At 45.3% G+C, this 19,020-nt stretch carries 22 protein-coding genes; 9 read left to right on the forward strand and 13 right to left on the reverse strand.

Going from position 1 to position 19,020, the window contains the following annotated elements:
* Nucleotides 1–14: 14 nt before the first annotated feature.
* The 5 genes from gshB to LZG75_RS00620 all read right to left on the reverse strand — a co-directional run bounded on the left by gshB (nt 15) and on the right by LZG75_RS00620 (nt 5,156).
* A complete protein-coding gene (gene gshB / locus LZG75_RS00600; protein WP_233934760.1) occupies nt 15–956 on the reverse strand; it encodes a glutathione synthase in 942 nt (313 codons plus the stop codon).
* A gap of 3 nt (nt 957–959) precedes the next feature.
* A complete protein-coding gene (gene gshA / locus LZG75_RS00605; RefSeq protein WP_233934761.1) occupies nt 960–2,258 on the reverse strand; it encodes a glutamate--cysteine ligase in 1,299 nt (432 codons plus the stop codon).
* Nucleotides 2,259–2,383: 125 nt separating this feature from the next.
* Complete coding sequence (locus tag LZG75_RS00610) at nt 2,384–3,877, reverse strand: ammonium transporter (RefSeq protein ID WP_233924468.1); 1,494 nt, start codon at nt 3,875–3,877, stop codon at nt 2,384–2,386.
* 13 nt (nt 3,878–3,890) lie between these two features.
* Nucleotides 3,891–4,229: a P-II family nitrogen regulator gene (locus LZG75_RS00615; RefSeq protein WP_233924467.1), complete on the reverse strand. Its 339-nt coding sequence runs from the start codon at nt 4,227–4,229 to the stop codon at nt 3,891–3,893.
* Nucleotides 4,230–4,250: 21 nt separating this feature from the next.
* Nucleotides 4,251–5,156, reverse strand: a complete 906-nt coding sequence (locus LZG75_RS00620) for a TorF family putative porin (RefSeq protein ID WP_233934762.1) — start codon at nt 5,154–5,156, stop codon at nt 4,251–4,253.
* A gap of 249 nt (nt 5,157–5,405) precedes the next feature.
* Between LZG75_RS00620 and LZG75_RS00625 the strand changes: the two genes are divergently transcribed.
* Together LZG75_RS00625 and LZG75_RS00630 are read left to right on the forward strand one after the other, a co-directional pair.
* Nucleotides 5,406–5,666, forward strand: coding sequence for an accessory factor UbiK family protein (locus tag LZG75_RS00625; RefSeq protein ID WP_233924465.1), 261 nt, complete (start codon nt 5,406–5,408; stop codon nt 5,664–5,666).
* Nucleotides 5,667–7,226 carry a YifB family Mg chelatase-like AAA ATPase gene (locus tag LZG75_RS00630; RefSeq protein WP_233934763.1) on the forward strand — a complete coding sequence of 520 codons (1,560 nt, stop codon included), beginning with the start codon at nt 5,667–5,669 and terminating at the stop codon, nt 7,224–7,226. It abuts the gene before it with no gap.
* 2 nt (nt 7,227–7,228) lie between these two features.
* On the opposite strand, the gene LZG75_RS00635 is transcribed toward LZG75_RS00630, so the two are convergent.
* From LZG75_RS00635 to LZG75_RS00665, 7 genes are read right to left on the reverse strand one after another with little or no spacing between them, the layout of a single operon-like run.
* Nucleotides 7,229–7,831: a hypothetical protein gene (locus LZG75_RS00635; RefSeq protein ID WP_233934764.1), complete on the reverse strand. Its 603-nt coding sequence runs from the start codon at nt 7,829–7,831 to the stop codon at nt 7,229–7,231.
* Nucleotides 7,824–8,810: a lipoyl synthase gene (gene lipA / locus LZG75_RS00640; RefSeq protein ID WP_233934765.1), complete on the reverse strand. Its 987-nt coding sequence runs from the start codon at nt 8,808–8,810 to the stop codon at nt 7,824–7,826. Before lipA ends, LZG75_RS00635 begins: the two co-directional genes overlap by 8 nt.
* A gap of 8 nt (nt 8,811–8,818) precedes the next feature.
* Nucleotides 8,819–9,478: a lipoyl(octanoyl) transferase LipB gene (lipB, locus tag LZG75_RS00645; RefSeq protein ID WP_233924461.1), complete on the reverse strand. Its 660-nt coding sequence runs from the start codon at nt 9,476–9,478 to the stop codon at nt 8,819–8,821.
* Between the two features lie 14 nt (nt 9,479–9,492).
* On the reverse strand, nt 9,493–9,756 hold the full coding sequence (locus LZG75_RS00650) for a YbeD family protein (protein ID WP_370634754.1): 264 nt from the start codon (nt 9,754–9,756) through the stop codon (nt 9,493–9,495).
* Nucleotides 9,757–9,781: 25 nt separating this feature from the next.
* Complete coding sequence (locus LZG75_RS00655) at nt 9,782–10,480, reverse strand: alpha/beta hydrolase (protein ID WP_233934766.1); 699 nt, start codon at nt 10,478–10,480, stop codon at nt 9,782–9,784.
* A gap of 16 nt (nt 10,481–10,496) precedes the next feature.
* On the reverse strand, nt 10,497–10,805 hold the full coding sequence (locus tag LZG75_RS00660; RefSeq protein WP_233934767.1) for a ferredoxin: 309 nt from the start codon (nt 10,803–10,805) through the stop codon (nt 10,497–10,499).
* 28 nt (nt 10,806–10,833) lie between these two features.
* A complete protein-coding gene (locus LZG75_RS00665; RefSeq protein ID WP_233924458.1) occupies nt 10,834–11,925 on the reverse strand; it encodes a VanZ family protein in 1,092 nt (363 codons plus the stop codon).
* A gap of 37 nt (nt 11,926–11,962) precedes the next feature.
* Between LZG75_RS00665 and LZG75_RS00670 the strand changes: the two genes are divergently transcribed.
* Complete coding sequence (locus LZG75_RS00670; protein ID WP_233934768.1) at nt 11,963–12,751, forward strand: biotin--[acetyl-CoA-carboxylase] ligase; 789 nt, start codon at nt 11,963–11,965, stop codon at nt 12,749–12,751.
* Complete coding sequence (locus LZG75_RS00675) at nt 12,748–13,560, forward strand: type III pantothenate kinase (RefSeq protein WP_233924456.1); 813 nt, start codon at nt 12,748–12,750, stop codon at nt 13,558–13,560. The genes LZG75_RS00670 and LZG75_RS00675 overlap by 4 nt, the downstream gene beginning before the upstream one ends.
* Here LZG75_RS00675 and rfaE2 read toward each other — a convergent pair.
* The gene (gene rfaE2 / locus LZG75_RS00680) at nt 13,557–14,048 is read right to left on the reverse strand and encodes a D-glycero-beta-D-manno-heptose 1-phosphate adenylyltransferase (protein ID WP_233934769.1); all 492 of its coding nucleotides are present in this window, start codon (nt 14,046–14,048) and stop codon (nt 13,557–13,559) included. The two genes, LZG75_RS00675 and rfaE2, sit on opposite strands and share 4 nt — an antisense overlap.
* Nucleotides 14,049–14,138: 90 nt before the next feature.
* Here rfaE2 and LZG75_RS00685 point away from each other — a divergent pair, with 90 nt between their 5' ends.
* The 5 genes from LZG75_RS00685 to LZG75_RS00705 are packed head-to-tail and all read left to right on the forward strand — an operon-like array spanning nt 14,139 to nt 19,005.
* The gene (locus tag LZG75_RS00685; protein WP_233924454.1) at nt 14,139–14,708 is read left to right on the forward strand and encodes a glutathione peroxidase; all 570 of its coding nucleotides are present in this window, start codon (nt 14,139–14,141) and stop codon (nt 14,706–14,708) included.
* A 5-nt stretch (nt 14,709–14,713) separates the two neighbouring features.
* On the forward strand, nt 14,714–16,123 hold the full coding sequence (locus tag LZG75_RS00690) for an NAD(P)/FAD-dependent oxidoreductase (RefSeq protein WP_233924453.1): 1,410 nt from the start codon (nt 14,714–14,716) through the stop codon (nt 16,121–16,123).
* A gap of 13 nt (nt 16,124–16,136) precedes the next feature.
* The gene (locus LZG75_RS00695) at nt 16,137–16,922 is read left to right on the forward strand and encodes a DUF1365 domain-containing protein (RefSeq protein WP_233924452.1); all 786 of its coding nucleotides are present in this window, start codon (nt 16,137–16,139) and stop codon (nt 16,920–16,922) included.
* Nucleotides 16,919–18,226 (forward strand): cyclopropane-fatty-acyl-phospholipid synthase family protein, encoded by a 1,308-nt coding sequence (locus tag LZG75_RS00700; protein ID WP_233934770.1) that lies wholly within the window; start codon nt 16,919–16,921, stop codon nt 18,224–18,226. Before LZG75_RS00695 ends, LZG75_RS00700 begins: the two co-directional genes overlap by 4 nt.
* On the forward strand, nt 18,223–19,005 hold the full coding sequence (locus LZG75_RS00705) for an SDR family NAD(P)-dependent oxidoreductase (protein ID WP_233924450.1): 783 nt from the start codon (nt 18,223–18,225) through the stop codon (nt 19,003–19,005). Before LZG75_RS00700 ends, LZG75_RS00705 begins: the two co-directional genes overlap by 4 nt.
* Nucleotides 19,006–19,020: the final 15 nt, after the last annotated feature.

Genomic DNA, 19,020 nt, shown 5'->3' on the forward strand with positions numbered 1-19,020 from the left:
ACTCCAAAGTTCGCTTAAGTTAATTCTTTCTCTAATGCTTGTAACCAAAACTGAGCAAGGTCAAGGCCAGTTTGTTCCGTAATTTCGACAAAACAGGTAGGGCTAGTCACATTAATTTCCGTCAGATACCCCCCAATCAGGTCTAAGCCTACTAAAAAAAGACCCCTATCCCAAAGTATTGGCGCCAAATAGTCAGCCACCGCTTTTTCTTGATCGGTCAATAGCATCGCTACGCCCTTACCTCCAGCCGCGAGGTTTCCCCTTATTTCAGGGCCCTGCGGAATGCGGGCTAAGGCATAGGGCACGACCTGTCCTGCTATCAATAAAACCCGTTTATCGCCAGCAACAATCTGCGGTAAGAACTGTTGCGCCATCAAAGTGCGTTGACCATTTTCGCCTAAGGTTTCGACGATGCTCGCTAAATTTAAGCCATCTGGGCCAACGCGAAAAACACCTCTACCTCCCATCCCATCTAAAGGCTTAAGCACAATATCGTGGTGTTCGGCATGAAATGCAGAAATTGCGGCGAGTTCACGCGTAACTAAAGTGGGTGGAATAAATGAAGCAAACTCAGTAATAGCCAGTTTTTCGGAATGATTACGTAATGCGCTCGGCTCATTAAATACCCGCGCACCCTGCCGTACTGCAGCTGACAAAATCCAAGTGGCATTCAAATATTCAATATCAAATGGCGGGTCTTGACGCATCAGTACCGCAGTAAAACGATCTAAGCTACATACTTCGCTAATACCTAATTTATACCAAGCAGTACTTGTGGGCTGCAATGTGATTGCACAGCAGTTGGCGAATGTAAAACCAGCTTGCCAGAATAACTGGCGACTTTCGGTATACCAAAGTCGATGGCCAGCTGCTTGGGTAGCGCGCATCATTGCAACCGTAGAATCCTTTGGCAACTTTAATGCATCTAATGGATCGCCAACGAATAAAAAATCCATTACTTACAGCGCCTCGGCGTTAGGATCGGTTCTCTCTAACTCTAATGAAGCCGCTAATAAAGCTAGGCGCGCTACGACCCCATATAAGTAGAAACGGTTAGGAGCAGCGCTACCAGGCTTAGCATTGCGGTCTGGCATTGCATTTTGTTCGAATGCCAAGGGCACAAAATGCATGCCTGGAGCATTTAAATTTTCATCAGGGCCACGATCGGTATGCACACGGTAAAAACCCCCGATCACGTAACGATCAATCATATAAACAACCGGTTCAGCTACAGCTTCATTGACTTTTTCAAAAGTATAAACACCCTCTTGAATTAATACATCATGCACTTCTAGGCCATCTTTGACGACACTCATTTTATTGCGTTCGCGGCGATTTAAATTACCTAAATCACTGGCATTACGCACTACCATGACGCCCATACCGTATGTACCCGCATCTGCCTTAACGACGACATAGGGCTTATCTTTAATGCCATATTCCCGATATTTTTTGGCAATTTTTTTTAATATGGCATCCACTTTTATTTGTAATTGCTCCAATCCTTGTTGCTCATGAAAATCAACTCCCGAACAATAATCGAAATAAGGCGTAATCATCCAAGGATCGATATTAATTAATTTTGCGAACTTTTTTGCTACTTCATCGTAAGCCATAAAATGCTGTGATTTACGGCGAATTTGCCAACCAGCGTGCAAGCCAGGCAAAAGGTATTGTTCATTAATCTTTTCTAAAATTGGTGGAATACCCGCGGATAAATCATTATTTAATAAAATCGAGCAAGGATCAAAGTCCTTCAGGCCTAGACGTTGCTTTTTTAAACCTAAACGCATTAATGGCTCAAGTAGCAAACGATTTCCTTCGGGCAATTCAAGCCAAGTTGGCTTTTTAATCTCGTCCGATAAACTACCTAAACGAACATTCAAACCCGCTTGCCGCAAAATTGAAGATAAGCGGGCAATATTTTGCAAGTAAAAGGTATTGCGGGTGTGGCGCTCAGGTATAAGTAATAAATTTTTTGCTTCAGGACAAATTTTTTCAATTGCTGCCATAGCTGCTTGCACAGCCAGAGGCAACATTTCTGGTGAAAGATTATTAAAACCTCCAGGAAATAAATTGGTATCAACTGGGGTCAATTTAAAGCCTGAGTTACGCAGGTCGACTGAGCAGTAAAAAGGCGGGGTATGCTCCTGCCATTCAAGACGAAACCAACGCTCAATAGTCGGGGTGGCTTCGAGTACTTTCGACTCAAGCTCAAGTAAGGGGCCGCTTAAAGCGGTAATCAGATGTGGAACCATCTTGCCATTGTAAGTTTTTTATGAGTAAGTTCAATTTTTTGCCTATTTAGGCAAAAAAAACGCAGGATCTTGAGATCCTGCGCTAGAAACTAGGCAAAAATACAGCCTAGTGAGGGGTAAGCAAATTAAATTTCGTAGGCTTCTTCGCTATGTGAGCTAATGTCTAAACCTTCGCGCTCTTCTTCTTCTGTAACCCGCAAACCAATAATGATGTCGACGAGCTTGAAGGCAATGAAAGAAACGATGCCAGACCAAATTAGGGTGGTAATCACGCCCTGGCTTTGAATCCAAAGCTGACTCATGATTGAGTAGTCTGGGGCAACTGCATTGGCGACATAATCATAAATGCCTGTGCCACCTAATGAGGGCGCTGCAAATACACCGGTTAGCAAGGCACCCAATATACCGCCAACACCATGAATACCAAAAACATCCAAGCTATCGTCCGAGCCTAATATTTTCTTCAGCCCAGTAACACCCCATAAGCAGACGATACCAGCCAATGCCCCAATAATTAATGCGCCCATTGGACCAACAAAGCCGGCGGCAGGTGTAATCGCTACTAAACCCGCAACGCAACCCGAAGCAGCACCAAGCATCGATGGCTTACCTTTAGTAACCCACTCTGCTATCGACCAACCAATCACTGCTGCTGCAGTAGCAAGGTAAGTATTCACGAATGCTAAGGCTGCGCTACCGTTTGCTTCTAAAGCTGATCCTGCATTAAAACCAAACCAACCAAACCATAAAAGTGATGCGCCTGTCATGACATACACTAAGTTATGAGGCTTCATGGCTTCTTTGCCGTAACCTAAACGCTTACCAATCACATATGAGCCGACTAAACCTGCAATCGCTGCATTGATATGGACAACAGTGCCGCCAGCAAAATCAAGAATCCCTTTTTGCCAGAGCCAACCTGCTTTTGCAGTAATCGCATCAAGTGAAGCAGCATCTTTAATATCATCAGGACCAGGCCAAAACCAAACCATGTGGGCAATTGGTAAATAGCTAAAAGTAAACCACAGGATCATGAACAGAAGAATTGCCGAAAACTTGGCGCGCTCTGCAAATGAACCAATGATTAAACAGCAAGTAATGGTTGCAAAAACTGCTTGAAATGCCATGAAGACATATTCGGGAATGACAATGCCCTTGCTAAACGTTGCTGCATTCGAGTCGGGTGTCATGCCAGCCAAAAACAAACGATCCATGCCGCCAAAAAAGGCCCCACCTTCAGTAAAAGCGATGCTATAGCCATAAATTGCCCATAACACGGTGATCACTGAAAAAATCACCATACACTGCATTAAGATGGACAGCACATTTTTACTGCGCGTTAAGCCGCCATAAAATAGTGCTAAGCCAGGCACCGTCATCAATAGCACTAATGCTGTGGAGACCATCATCCACGCGGTATCGCCCTTGTTGGGTGTTGGTGCTGGAGCCGCTGTAGCGGCGGGGGCTGCCGGGCTTGCTGCAGGTGCTGCAGCGGCGGCTGCAGCAGCAGGTTTAGCATCATCAGCAGCGTAAGCTACAGACGTCACTGTCATGCCAGTGAAGCCAATCGCCGTCGCTATCACGCCGCCAGCAACAATTCGTTTTATCCAAGTTAACATTTTGAACCTCTCTTTAAAGTGCGGCCGCGCCGGTTTCACCGGTGCGAATGCGAATAACGTGTTCAATTGAAGAGACAAAAATTTTGCCATCGCCAATTTTTCCAGTGCGAGCCGATTTTTCAATTGCTTCAATTGCTCGCTCTAATATGCCGTCTTCTACCGCAGCCTCTATTTTTACCTTAGGCAAAAAATCAACTACGTATTCAGCGCCCCGATATAACTCGGTATGGCCTTTTTGACGCCCAAAACCTTTTACTTCGGTGACGGTGATACCAGAAATTCCAACTTCTGATAGAGCTTCTCGCACCTCGTCAAGCTTGAATGGCTTGATAATTGCTGTGATGAGTTTCATGCGTTTCTCCGTTGTGGGAAATTAGAAAACTTTGGTTAAAGTAACAAGACCTTGCGAGCCGCCAAGATTTTTTCCGGTAGGGCTTTGGTAGGCGTATACACCTCCTGCTTTTGCTGCATTAGTGGCTACATATGCCGCAGAAATGCCTAAACCACCGCCCAAATCTTTAGACAAACCAATTTTCCAGTCGGTATAACTTACGGTGGGTACCGTAGATGATGTTTTCTGACCGGCAATATATTGATAACCAACGTGCGCATTGACCACTAAGCCCCACAGGCCTGTATCGTAATTGGCGGTTAAGTCTGGATAATAAGATCCCGAGCTATTTGAAAAGCCGAAAATGTTAGTAACCGAGTAATTAAACTTTAGAAACCCGCTTAGGGGTCCAAACACATAGTTTTGGGCAGCGTAAATTTCTGTAGTGTTTGGATTGGTAAACGAAGATGGATAGTTTGTGGTGGGGTAATAGTATTGGAGTACGCCAAGGTCTGACATAAAGCCTTCGCCAATGAATTCCTTTTTAAAGCCGGCATAAAAATCCATTTCGATTGGCGCAGAAACGTTTTTACTATTACCAACTGCAAGGCTAGAGGAATTAGCGCCTGTACCACCATTTGATGCAGCATCCGAAATCCAAGTAATCGATGAGTTCCAGTTACCAATGTAGAAACCACTGGAATGTGCATAATCAAAACCGCCTTGTATTGCGGGATTAAAGTTAGTTTGCGTAATACCGCGATAGATGTAGTTATTGGCTACTGTTACGTTGGCAGTGATGGGACTAATGTCTGGTCCACTGACTGCGCCAGCAGGTTCTGCGGGTAATGGGTTTGGATTTGGTGAGGCAGCATTTTGGGCATATGCATTTGCACTTAAGAGCCCCACAACTGCTAAAGCGATAGTCGATTTATGAAAAGTTTTCATCCCAACTCCTTATTCAGATTAAAAAATTAAAAATAGGTACATCTACTTAAATGCAATCATCGCTTTTTGCAACGCGCTGTTTTTGTCCTTTTTCCCCTTGCTTGGGCATATGCCCCAAATCCATGCAGTACTTTTGCCCTAATTTGGTGCAAATTGACATAAAATTGCCATTCAAGCATCGTGGGGATCAATCAGCCTTAAAATAAGTTCTATTCTTCTTGCTATTCACTTCTTTAAATCGGCCTTTTTATGCAAAAACCCAACGAAATCCTGGAACAAATGCAGCGCGTTGCCACTGAAATGCAAAATAAAGTTGGCGAGGCGATTCGTAACTCGCCGGCCAAAGATTTAGAAAAAAATGTGCGCACGATGATGACGCAAGGTTTTCAAAAGCTCGACTTAGTGACCCGCGACGAATTTGAGTTACAAACTAAAGTGCTTACTAAAACCCGTGAAAAACTGGCTGCACTTGAAGCCAAAGTTACTGAAATAGAAAAGCAGCGCTCGTAATTGCCGCTTGCAGTTATTTTTAGTCGTGGCCTTAATGGCCTTGACGCTCCACAGGTGCGCGTTGAAGTTCACTTAGCAAATGGTTTGCCTGCCTTTACCATTGTTGGCTTAGCCGATACAGGCGTTAGAGAAAGTAAAGATCGAGTACGGGCCGCGATCATCCAAAGTGGGTTTGAATTTCCGAATCGGCGCATTACTGTTAATTTAGCGCCTGCCGATTTACCAAAATATTCTGGACGTTTTGATTTAGCCATTGCGCTAGGCATTTTGGCTGCTAGCGCGCAGCTGCCTTGCAAGCAATTAGATCAATATGAATTTGCTGGCGAACTTTCTTTATCCGGTGAATTGCGACCCTTTAGTGGCTGCTTGGCAATTGCCATGGCGATGCGTAAAGAAAAATCGCTACGTAGCTTTATTATTCCGCAAGAAAATTGCAGTGTCACTAGCATCATTCCTGATCTAAGCGTATTAGGTGCGAATTGTCTAACTCAGGTTTGCGACTTTCTGTGTGGCCGAATTCAGCTTGAGGTAATAAGCAACTGTGCAAAGAAACTCACAATTGATTTAAAGGAAGCGGGCGCCCACGACATTGCCCATATTCAAGGTCATTTGATCGCTAAACGCGGCCTTGAAATTGCGGCCGCAGGTTTTCATTCGCTCTTATTGGCAGGCCCTCCTGGATGCGGCAAATCCATGCTAGCTAAATGCTTGCCACAATTACTGCCAAAATTAACGCTCGATGAAGCCCTCGAGATTGCCGCCCTACATAGCTTGAAAGCGGCACGTCATCATAGTGCTCTGGAATCAACAGATTTATCGCGCTTGCGACCCTGGCAAAATCCGCACCATAGCATTACTACTGCAGCGCTAGTGGGTGGCGGAGCGCACCCATTACCAGGTGCAATTACCTTAGCCCACCAAGGAGTTCTTTTTTTAGATGAGTTACCACAATTTGCCCGGCCCACGCTCGAGGCGCTACGCGAGCCTTTACAAAATCGCCGTGTCACAATTACTCGCGCGCATCTTTCCAGCCACTTTCCCTGTAACTTCATGCTGGTTGCGGCGATGAATTTATGTATCTGCGGCTACTTTGGCCACCCCGAGAAAGTTTGTGTTTGTTCGGCTGCACAAAGACTACGTTATCAAAATAAAATTTCAGGGCCCTTGCTCGATCGCATTGATATCAAAATGATGATTGCTCCCGTGCCACACGAGTTATTTTTTCAAACACAATTGACCACAACAGCTAGTGCTACTTCCAGCCAAGTGGCAACGCGCATCGCTAATGCATGGGCTTTGCAAATTAGTCGCCAAGGAAAAATGAATCATGCCTTAGATACACAGGAAATGAAGCGCTGGGTAAAAATTGATGCGGCTGATGAGGGTGAGTTACAAACAGTATGGAAAGGTCTTAATCTATCGGGTAGAGGCATACAGCGCTTGCTAAAAATTGCCCGCACCATTGCCGACCTTGAGGGCTCTACATCAACCCAACTAAAGCGTACTCACCTTCTGGAAGCGAGCGCTTTAAGTAAGCCTATTAATGGCATGATGAACTAATTTTAGTCTGGATGAAAATCAGTAAAAAAAGGTACGCCATTATCATCGCTTAAATTTTCTTGGAGTACAGTCTGACTCAATGGTCCGCTATTTTTTGGCGTAGGCTTCAATAAGGACTGTTGATAAATGTATAGACCTAAGCCTGGAATACTGCGTATTATCCAGCGCACACGCATCATCCGTTCAACTCCGTCAACTGGTTTCATCAGCAAAAAATAATCGGTTGTAGGGAAGCGAATAGGCGAACCACTGGCTAGATAAAAACCCTTTACCGCTAGAGCGCCTGCAGGATCTACATTCGCTTGAGTAAAAATCGCTTGCTGTAACTGCTTTATTAATTCATCAGCACTACTAGCAATATCGGCAGGCACCTGAATTGTCGTAATAGAATAAATGTGGTCGGCTACTTTAACTACCTCAAGCGCTTGCTTTAGGGTGCCTCCTTTATAGCTCAACTGACGCTCGAGGTGCTGAGGCTTGGCAGGAAAAAGTGCTGTGTAAGCTTGTTGCTCAACGCGTACTGTGCGCCAATCGAATGGCGGGCTACACCCATATAAATTCAAGATTAAGCCCACCTGTAATGCCAAAACTAATAACTTAGACAAGCCCAGCCCCATGTGCTTGTTGATCGGCATGATAACTTGACCGAACCATTGGGCCAACGGCTGCATGCACAAACCCCATTGCGTAAGCCGCTGCTTCAAGGGCTTTAAATGCATCGGGATGCACATAACGCAGTACTGGCAGATGATGAGAAGATGGGGCTAAATACTGACCAATGGTGAGCATGTCAATTTGATGAGCACGCATATCTCTCATCACCGCTAAAATTTCGTCATCAGTCTCGCCCAAGCCAACCATCAAACCACTCTTGGTAGCCACTGCTGGAAAGCGGTGTTTAAAGTCAGCCAGTAGTTTAAGTGAGTGAGCATAGTCTGCACCAGGGCGCGCTTCTTTATAAAGTCTTGGCACGGTTTCTAAATTATGATTCATGATATCGGGTAAGCCGTTATTGGTATTGGCCGAGAAAACATCTAAGGCTTTTTCTAAGCGGCCACGAAAATCGGGCACCAAAACTTCGATCCGTGTTGCCGCTGAAAGTGTGCGGGTTTGCACAATACAATCGACAAAATGCTGTGCTCCGCCATCGCGTAAATCATCACGATCTACGCTGGTAATAACAACATAACTTAAGCGTAATGCAGCAATAGTACGGGCTAAATTTAAAGGTTCGGCAAGATCAAGGGGATCGGGTCGGCCATGACCAACGTCACAAAATGGGCAACGACGGGTACATTTATCACCCATGATCATGAAGGTTGCTGTCCCTTTACCAAAACACTCGCCGATATTTGGGCAACTAGCCTCTTCACATACCGTGACTAATTGGTTAGCCCGAAGAATGGTTTTTATTTCAGCAAAACGGGAATGATTGGAAGCGGCTTTAACCCGAATCCAGTCAGGTTTTTTTAATACCTGCTCTAAGGGAACAATCTTAATTGGAATCCGTGCCGTTTTTTCGGCAGACTTTTGTTTCCGCGTGGGATCGTAGGGAAGGTTGGTTTCGGTTTTATTGATGGCCATACTTAAAATCAATTTCTATTTTGCAACAATTGCAGCAGGTGACTAACAACATGCTGACCTACAATGTCTATATTGTCGTCGATCCCAAGAGTTTGCATATCAACTGTTTTTAAACCCTTAAAGCCACAAGGATTGATTTGTGTGAATGGACTTAAATCCATGGCTACATTTAAGGCTAATCCATGATAGGAGGCATGGCGTGACACTTTCAGGCCTAAGGCGCCAATTTTAGAACCAATCAAAGTTTCCGAAAGTTTTGCTTGCTTCGCCAAATAAATACCCGGCGCCCCCTTGTGCCTTTCTGCTTGAAAACCATAGTCGGCTAAGGTATTAATCAGGGCCTGTTCAATATGTTGAACTAGTTCCTTCACCAGCAATGACTGACGCTTTAAATCGAGTAAGAGATAAACGACTAGCTGGCCTGGTCCATGATAAGTAATTTGCCCGCCGCGATCGACTTGCACTAGCGGAATGGTTTGGCTGGGTTCGAGCAGATGGCTTGCATCTCCTGCCAAACCTAAGGTAAATACAGGTGGATGTTCAAGCACCCAAATTTCATCTGGGGTATTTTTATCCCGCGTTTGCGTAAACTGACGCATCGCTGCGTAGGTTGTTACATAATCGACTAAACCTAATTGCTTAACCAAAATAGCGGCGGGATTATTCATGGTTAGACAAACAACTAGAGCACCATACTAACCAAAGGATGGGTTGAGAGAGTTCGATAAATTTCATCGAGTTGTTCACGGCTAGTCGCATTAATAGGCAAAGTTAAGCCCAAGTAATTTCCATCTTTTGACGGCCGTTGCTCAATTAAAGTCGGGTCAAAAATAGGATCGAATTGCTGGGCAATATGAATAATCGCTGGCAGAAAGTCTGGGTTCGCTTTGCCCATCACTTTTATCGGAAAAATGGATGGATATTCAATCAGTGATTTTTCTTCCACTACAACCCCTTTATTAAAAAATAATTTATTGTGTCCAAGCAGCCTGGCCAAGCCATTCGCCGAGAATAATATTGCGAATGCAATGTAAGCGTCGATGAAAAAAATGATCTGCACCGGGAACTACCTGGACGACTAATTCTTGCGGTCTAGCCCATTCAAAAACAGCTTGCAGTGGAATGGTTTCATCGAGTTCTCCATGAATTAAAATCGTACTGGCGGGCACTGGCGCCATTTCCCACTTCCCTGCTGCAGAACCTATCATGACTAAGCGCTCAACGGCTTGACCCTCTTGAACTAAGCGCTTAAGTAAGTGACTACAGACAAAACTGCCAAAAGAAAATCCTGCTAGGGCCAATGGCAATTGCTCAATCTGCCCAATCTCTAAGCCCAAAGGTTGCCAACTGACTGCCTGACGCATCCACTGCGTAAGCAGATATAAATCATCAATTTCACCGTTACCTGCATCGTGTACACCTGCTGATTCCCCTACGCCACGAAAGTTGGGGCGCACCGCAACGTAGCCTAATTGATTAAATGTCCGCGCTACAGTTTGCGCAACCTTGTTATCCATCGTGCCCCCCATCAAGGGATGCGGATGGGCGATGAGGGCTAAGCCGCGCACCATAAAATTGGAGGTACGGATGACAGCTTCCGGAATGTCAACGGCGATTTGTATTGATCCCACCAAACCGGGGATGGTTATGACTTGGGTGCGGCGATTCATGCTATTAATATTTATCTTAGACGAGTTGGAGGCGTTCTACTATTTGACCCTGAATAAGATGGGTCTGAATAATTTCCTCAATATCGCTGGTATCGATAACGGTATACCAAACACCTGCCGGATAGATAACCATTACCGGCCCATGATCACATCGATCAAGGCATCCCGCTTTATTCACGCGTACTTGCCCCACCCCAGCCAGACCTAATTCTTTGATTCGCCTTTTAGCAAAGTCAAATAAACCTTGAGCGCCGTGTTGAGCACAACAATTTTCGCCATTACTGCGCTCATTTAAACAAAAGAATAGATGATGTTGAAAATACATAAAAAATGATATCGCTTTCTGCTATTAATTATCTCTGGTGCCAATAGCGATTGTTGAGGATTAGCCATAACAATGCAAACGGCAACCAAAGCCAAGAAACCCACTGCATTAGATCATTAAAATGCAATAAGCGTCCTTGATGCCAAGCTCTTAAAGTTAAAACAAAATATGGATTATGTGGGAACCAATTTACTGCAAAAATAATGAGTAGCAAACAGGCTAGCGCAATCATGTAGCGGATTTTTGTAGTTAATCGTAGGCCGAAATATAAGCCCAGCGCGCCAATGATCATTCCCCAGACTGAACCTGCGGTGAGCCATGTAAATCCAAACTCAAAACCAAACTGTAAAGCGGTAAAGATCGTTTTAATTACCACTGAAATGAATAGCAGGCCATTCAACAAGCGCCAAAGGGGCGCTTGTTGATTGATGCCCAATGAAAACAACAGGCCGGTGCCGACCCAACAAATGGCCGTAATCAACATCTCTTGTAAGGCGGGATTGAGTATCAAGAGCCCCCAATCGGCGCTAATAAAAGCCTGATTACTCCAGGCGCCCATTCCCAGCCATGAGCTTTGCGGATAAATTTGGGCCCAAGGAAATAGTAAAAATAAAACACAGAGGGCCCAATTCACGCCAAACCAACGATCGAACTGTCGCCTAAGAATGCTGCCTGAAAGCCACCTCGGGCCTAAAGGTATCGCTAACAGCGAACCGATCAGCCCGCCTGATACGTTAGCCCACCAATCGGTTTTACTGGGAATACGGGTTGGCAACCAAATTTGCGCTGTTTCAACAGTACCTGCCAGCAACGCTGAAAATCCTACTGCGAAAGCTAAGGCAGTGAGGCCACGCCAACGTGGAAAAACTGCAAACACGATTAAAAATCCAAGCGGAATATAAGCTAGGACATTGGCAATTAAATCAAATACTGGGATAACTCGCGGCATTGGCGCATCCCACCAAGCCCCTGCAGTGACGCCATTTCGAAAATCAAAATCGAAGGGATTGAGACTGGCATAAATGACCAATAATCCATAAATAATGGCAAAAGCCCGCGCCAATGGCATTGCCCTTAATGGCCATGCTAGCTTTCGTGGTAAACGCCCGGGAGATTTCATCTTCCCATTCTAGGTCAGACCTTTCTACAATAGCAGAATGAACTGGAATTGCATCTTAGAACAAGTGGCCCAAACTACTTCTACCAATGACGATTTACTGATTCGTTGGCGAGCTGGCGAGCTAATAGACCCAATTGCCAGAATGGCTAGTGTGCAAACTGCCGGTAAAGGTAGGGCCGGAAGGGATTGGCAAACCCAATTGGGTGACTCGCTCTGTTTTTCGTTAGCCTATCCATTTCAATGTTCGCCTGCTCAGTTAAGCGGGCTGAGCTTAGCCGTTGGCATCGGGGTTATTAACGGTATTAGTTCTGCGCTTAATCTACCCTTAAGCAAGCTCTATGAAATGGGCTTACGACTAAAGTGGCCAAACGATATTGTGTTGGGCGAAAGAAAACTTGGCGGCATTCTAATTGAGGGGGGACAAACTCAGCCTGATCAAGCAACTTGGATGGTCATTGGGGTTGGTCTGAATGCAGTAAAAACAACGATGCTAGAAAGCGCGGTTGGCAAAAGCATCGCAGGGCTCGAAGAGCTACTAATCAAGCCAGCGCAATTGCCCGCACTAGATATCATCTGGCTCAAAATTCTTGACCAACTGCAGCCTATATTAAGCGAATTTGAAGAACAAGGTTTCGCCGCACTACAAAAAATCTGGTTGGAATGGGATGCCTATGCAAATCAAGCTGTCATTATTACTAGCCCTGGTATGAACCCACAAACAGGTATCGCCTTAGGGGTTAATAAGCTTGGCGCCCTCATACTGCAACAAGGCTCGCAACAAACCCTGATTCATGCGGGTGATGTTTCTTTACGGGGGCAAAAGTGAGTCTCTTGCTCTTATTTGACCTTGGCAATACCCGCCTAAAATGGGCGGCGGTTGAGCAAGATAGCCTTCCTAGTGAACGCAATAAAAAAGTCTGGGCCTTTAGTGGCACGATAGATACCAAACTTTTACTCTCGCCCGAGCATGGTCAAGAGCTCGCTCAATATATTTTGCAGACCGTCCCCCAACCAACAGCTATTGCGATCTGCAGTGTGGCATCCTCACAAGCAAAAAACAATTTACAAAATCTCTTGACGGCATGGTCATCGACGCCATGGATCAATTTACAAGGCGATAGTCCTTTTACTGGCTTACGCACGCAGTATGCAAAACCACTGTCCTTGGGCGCTGATCGCTGGGCGGCACTGATCGGGGCGCGCACCCTCTTTGGGGGGAATGCTTTGGTGGTCAGCGCAGGGACTGCCAGTACTATTGATTTATTGGGTAGCAATGGGATTCATTACGGTGGCTGGATTTTGCCCGGCTTTACTTTAATGGCGAATAGCTTGGTCGATGGCACAGCGCAACTGCAAGCCCCAAAAGAGTTAAGCGCCAGTCGTGAGTTTGGCTTAAGCAGTGCAGCAGCTATTCAGAATGGTTGTATGGCGGCACAAGTCGGCGCCCTCCATGAAGCGATTACTTTGGCTGCTGAATTGCATCACCCCATCGAGCACATTTTTATTGACGGTGGTAATGCAGGCTTATTGGTTGAAGCGATCCATTCACATCCAACCTTAAAAAATCGCCCCCTTGAGGTAGTCGATCGCTTAGCCCTTAGAGGTTTGTGGGCTTACTTACAACAAAATACTTAATGCGCTTGACGAATTCTCCTCAATAAATTTGTGGTTGAACGTTCGAACAAGAATGGAATTGCTATTGCCTTGCCGCCCCAGGTTTTCACTAAGCGCGCTTCCTCTAACGTATCGATGTGATAATCGCCCCCCTTTACATAAATTTCGGGGCGAATTTGGGCAATTAAATCTACCGGGGTAGCTTCCTCAAATAACACCACCAAATCAACGCTGGCTAATGCTGCGAGTAATGCCTGACGATCTGCCTCGACATTAATTGGCCGATCATCACCCTTTCCCAGCAGCCTGACAGAGGCATCAGAATTCACGCCAACCACCAAACTAGCCCCCAATTGACGCGCCTGTGCCAAATAACTGGCATGACCCCGATGCAAAATATCGAAAACACCATTGGTAAAGACTAATGGTCGCGGCAGCTTGGCCAAGGCCAGCAAAAGGTCTTTTGGCTGAACAATTTTGGCCTCAAAAGGGGGTAAGGGTAAGGGCATACCAGCATATTAAGCTGGAATGTCTTAGACTTGCACTTTTGCGGTTCCCACCTAAACCGCCCACGCGTTTTTACCCTGAGGCTAATAAGCATGTTGAAGTTGAAATTACTGGCATTTATTTGCTTCTTTTTAGGCGGTTCTTTTGCTCTGGCGCAGGCAGCGTCTAGCCAATGCAGCCCCCTACTTTCGCATACTTTTCCACGCCTGCAAGACGAGGCACCACAAAACTTATGTCAATATCAAGGTAAGGTCATTTTGGTAGTGAATACTGCGAGTTATTGTGGTTTTACGAGCCAATATGAAGGTCTAGAAAAATTGTATGCTACTTTTAAAGATCAAGGCTTCGTGATACTGGGCTTTCCATCAAATGATTTTGGCCAACAGGAGCCTGGCAGCAATAAAGAAATTGCCGATTTTTGCAAAAATACCTATGACGTAAAATTTCCTATGTTTGCTAAAACAGCTGTCAGTGGAAAAAATATTAATCCGCTATTCAAAATGCTAGTGGCCCAAACCGGAACCACCCCAAAATGGAATTTTTATAAATATGTCATTGACCGTAATGGGAAAGTGATTGATTCTTTCAACAGCATGACTAAGCCCGAGAGTAAATCGATTACCAGTGAAGTAGAAAAACTACTTAAAGAGAAAGTGTTGTAATTTTAATGACGACAAAAAAGCGTGTAGCCATTGTTGGTGCCGGCATAGCTGGTCTAGGCTGTGCGTATGCCTTACGTCAATCGGCTTTATTGGAACTCACCGTATTTGAAGGCGGCGATCACCTTGGTGGCCATAGCCATACTATCGATATCGAAATTAACACCCCTACGGGGCTAGTTCGCCATGGCGTTGATACCGGATTTTTAGTTTTTAATCGGCAAACCTATCCCCGTTTATTACGTTTATTTGAAGAGTTGGCGGTTCCCATTGTGGCTTCAGAAATGTCCTTTTCAGTTGCACTTGAAACACCAACGAAAGTATCTCCCGCTGGCAATCCAGAGCGTGCACTAGAATGGGCAGGCACAAATCTCAATGCATTTTTTGGGCAGCGGAAAAATATATTTAAGCCCGCTTTCTGGTTAATGGCTTATGACATTATGCGTTTTAATCGCTTGGCTACTGCCCTAGCTTTAAAGCAAAAACATGAACCCCATACCAACCTCGGTAGAGAAGAAAGTATTGCGGTTTTTTTAAAGCGCCATCGCTTTAGTGAGCATTTTTGTCAATGGTATTTTTTGCCAATGATTGGCGCTATTTGGTCGTGCCCAGTTGAGCAGATGCTAGCGTTTCCCATTTTATCAATGGCTCGTTTTTGTCATAATCATGGCTTATTAAAAATACAAGGGCGCCCCCAGTGGCTAACCGTACAAGGCGGCTCTCGTGAATATGTAAAACGCTTAGTTAGCGCACTAGAATTGCACGCAGTAACCATTACGCGGGAAAAGGTATTACGGGTTACCGTGCCTGAGAATACCAACAGTGGCAGTAAGATTGCTATTCAAACCGCACAGGGTATAGCGTATTTTGATGAAGTGGTCATGGCCTGTCATAGTGATGAAAGTTTGCGCTTGGTGCATGGAAATAGCGCAGCCGAGAAAGCAGTCCTAGCGAGCATTCCCTACCAGCAGAACCGCGCCATCCTCCATACTGATAGCTCTTTTTTGCCCACCGCAAAACGCTGCTGGGCCTCCTGGAATTACGTTACAGAAATGGGGCATACAGCCCATCAAGCAACTGCTGTTAGTGTCAATTATTTAATTAATAAACTCCAACCGTTACCAGTGCAACTTGAGCAAATACCCATCATCGTCAGTTTAAATCCGCTGCGGGAACCTAAACCAGAAACGATTCATGCGGTGGTTCACTATGCACATCCCATTTTCGATGCTAGTGCTATTCAAGCCCAATATGATCTAGCCTTGATGCAGGGTAAATCGTCAGTCTGGTATTGCGGCGCTTGGGCAGGCTACGGCTTTCATGAAGATGGCTTACGTTCGGGTGAATTAGTAGCGGCCGATTTACTGGAGCACCTACATTCGTTTGCCTTACCAGCGCCCGTTCAGCGCACGGCCTAATTGAGAAAACTACATGAAAGAAGCTCAACTCACTTTCGGCGTAGTTAAACACACCCGCTTTCGACCTAAGCATAATTCATTTGGATATCGGGTTTTTACTCTCAAAATTCCGCTGCGCTTACGGCGCACTGATGCACAAGTATTAAGCCGTCATGGCTTGGGTGACAATCAATTTCGCTTTATTTCCTTTTATGATAAAGATCATGGTCAAGGTAATGCAGATTCGCTGGCTTGGGTAGAGGCACTCTTAACTCAATATCAGATTAATGGGGTTGATGGCGAGATTTGGCTCCAAACTTTTCCACGGGTTTTGGGTTATACCTTTAATCCCGTGAGTTTTTGGATTTGTACCCGCACAAACGGTGAAGTACGTGCCGTTGTGGCGGAAGTCAACAATACCTTTGGCGAGCGGCATTGTTATTTGCTGGCTAAAGATTCCGGCGAATCGATTCGCTCTGGTGAAACCTTAGCGAGTCGCAAAGTCTTTCATGTCTCACCATTTTGTGAAGTGCAGGGCAATTACCATTTTCGCTTTTTATTTGCCCAAGATAGCCAAGCAAAAAATCGTACCCTTTATCGCATTGAGCTACTTGAAGATGATCAGGCCCTTATTAATACAAGCATTAGCGGAACTGAGCGACCTTTAAATCGGCGCAATTTACGCTTGGCCATCTTGAGTTATCCTTTAATGAGTATTGGCGTGATTGCCCGAATTCATTGGCAAGCAATTAAGCTGTGGCTTAAAGGCGTGCCCTTTCACTCAAAACCCCAACCACCGGAATTTGAAGTAAGCCGATGAATCGACCTGGACAGCCTTTACTGGCTAAACTCAATTTCTCAAAAGCACGGGCCGATACGGCTAGCTATCGTAATATTCCGCTGGCCGCCAGAACCATTTTAAAAATGCTTGGACATTTAAGTGCCGGTCACCTTTCGATTGCTCTGCCAAATGGAGAAATTCAACACTTCGGGCAAGTAAGCGAGGCTCTACATGCTGAAATTCATGTGCTTGATTGGGGTTTGTTTAGAGATGTCCTACGCCATGGGGATATTGGTTTTGCTGAAAGTTATATTCGCGGTAAATGGGAGACGCCCAACCTTAAGCTCCTACTTGAGTTAGCCATACGAAATCGAACTATTTTAGAAAAAGCAATTTATGGCAGCTGGGTGGGATCCTTAGCCTACCGATTTAAACATTGGTTAAGACGCAACTCAAAAGCGGGTAGCCGCAAGAATATTCATGCGCACTATGATTTAGGTAATGCGTTTTATGGACTCTGGCTAGATGAAACGATGACCTATTCCAGCGGATGGTTTGAGTCCCAGGGGCAAGCATCGTTAGCTCAAGCCCAAAATGCTAAATATCAACGCATTCTCGATTCCTTACAATGTAAAGCAGGTGATAGCGTTCTTGAAATTGGCTGTGGCTGGGGTGGCTTTATGTCCGTAGCTGCCCGCGCAGGCCTGAATATTACTGGGCTAACTCTCTCGAGCGAACAAGCTAAATTTGCACATGAGCGTATCGCTCAGGTCAGTCAAGCTGATGCGGTTAATTCCACTCGCGCTAGCCATCAGCCGATTAGTTTTGTCGTGCGCCTACAAGATTATCGCGACTGTCATACTCAGTTTGATGGCATTGCTTCAATTGAAATGTTTGAAGCAGTAGGTGAAAGTCATTGGCCCGAATATTTTCAAAGTATTGCAGCCTGCCTGAAACCCAATGGCAAGGCCTGCGTGCAAACTATTGTGATTGCCCCTGACTTATTTGAGCGCTATCGCAATAGTACCGACTTCATTCAGCAATACGTTTTCCCCGGTGGAATGTTGCCATCACGTGACGCTTTTATTGCTCAAGCTAACCAAGCGGGGTTACAAATTGACAGCGAATTTGCTTTTGGTAAAGATTACGCCAAAACCTTAGGCATCTGGTTTGAGCAATTTAACGCTAAATTGCCTGAGGTAAAACAACTTGGCTTTGATGAGGCCTTTATTCGCTTATGGAATTTTTATTTAATGTATTGTGCTGCTGGCTTTTCAGAGCAAAACATTGATGTCGTGCAATTTACGTTAAGCCATCAGCCAAGCACAATTCCGTCGCCATGAGCATGCAGCAACCCGGAATTACTCAATTTACAGGCCTACGGGTCTGGGTAATTGGTGCCACCAGTGGAATTGGTGAAGCATGTGCAAAAACACTCATTACGGCAGGAGCAAGAGTCGCCTTATCAGGACGCCGCTTTGAGCGCCTAGAGACCCTTTGTGCCTTAGGTCAAGTTAATCAATGTTTAAGCTTACCCCTTGATGTTACTAAGGCAGAACAAATTGATCTGGCCTATCAAGCAATTGTGCGCGCTTGGCATGGGCTCGATTTATTACTCTTTGTTTCTGGGATATATATTCCGCTGCGGGCTGATAATTTTGCGCTTGCTGCTGCTGAGCAAACCGTACAAGCAAATGTACTCGGCCCCATGCGGGCTGTAGCTGCAGTTCTGCCCGATATGCTTGAACAACATGCTGGCCATATTGCCATTGTGGGTAGCGTAGCCGGCTATAGTGGCTTACCCAAAGCGCTCGCTTACGGTCCCAGCAAAGCGGCAATGATTAATTTTTGTGAAGCTTTATTCTATGATTTGCAACCCCGCGGATTAAGTGTGCACATGATCTCGCCTGGTTTTGTAGAAACCCCAGCAACCGCCCAAAATGATTTTGTGATGCCCGCACTAATCAGCCCAGAAACAGCAGCGCAAGAAATTTTAGCCGGTATTCAACAGGGTAAATTTGACATTCACTTTCCTAAACGGTTCTCGCGATTTTTAAAATTCTTACGCCTGTTACCGTACCCAATTTACTTTTGGATTTTGCGTCACTTTGTCAAAATTTAATGCTGTTCTTCAGTA

The organism is Polynucleobacter sp. IMCC30063 (assembly GCF_021395235.1).
Taxonomy (GTDB): domain Bacteria; phylum Pseudomonadota; class Gammaproteobacteria; order Burkholderiales; family Burkholderiaceae; genus Polynucleobacter.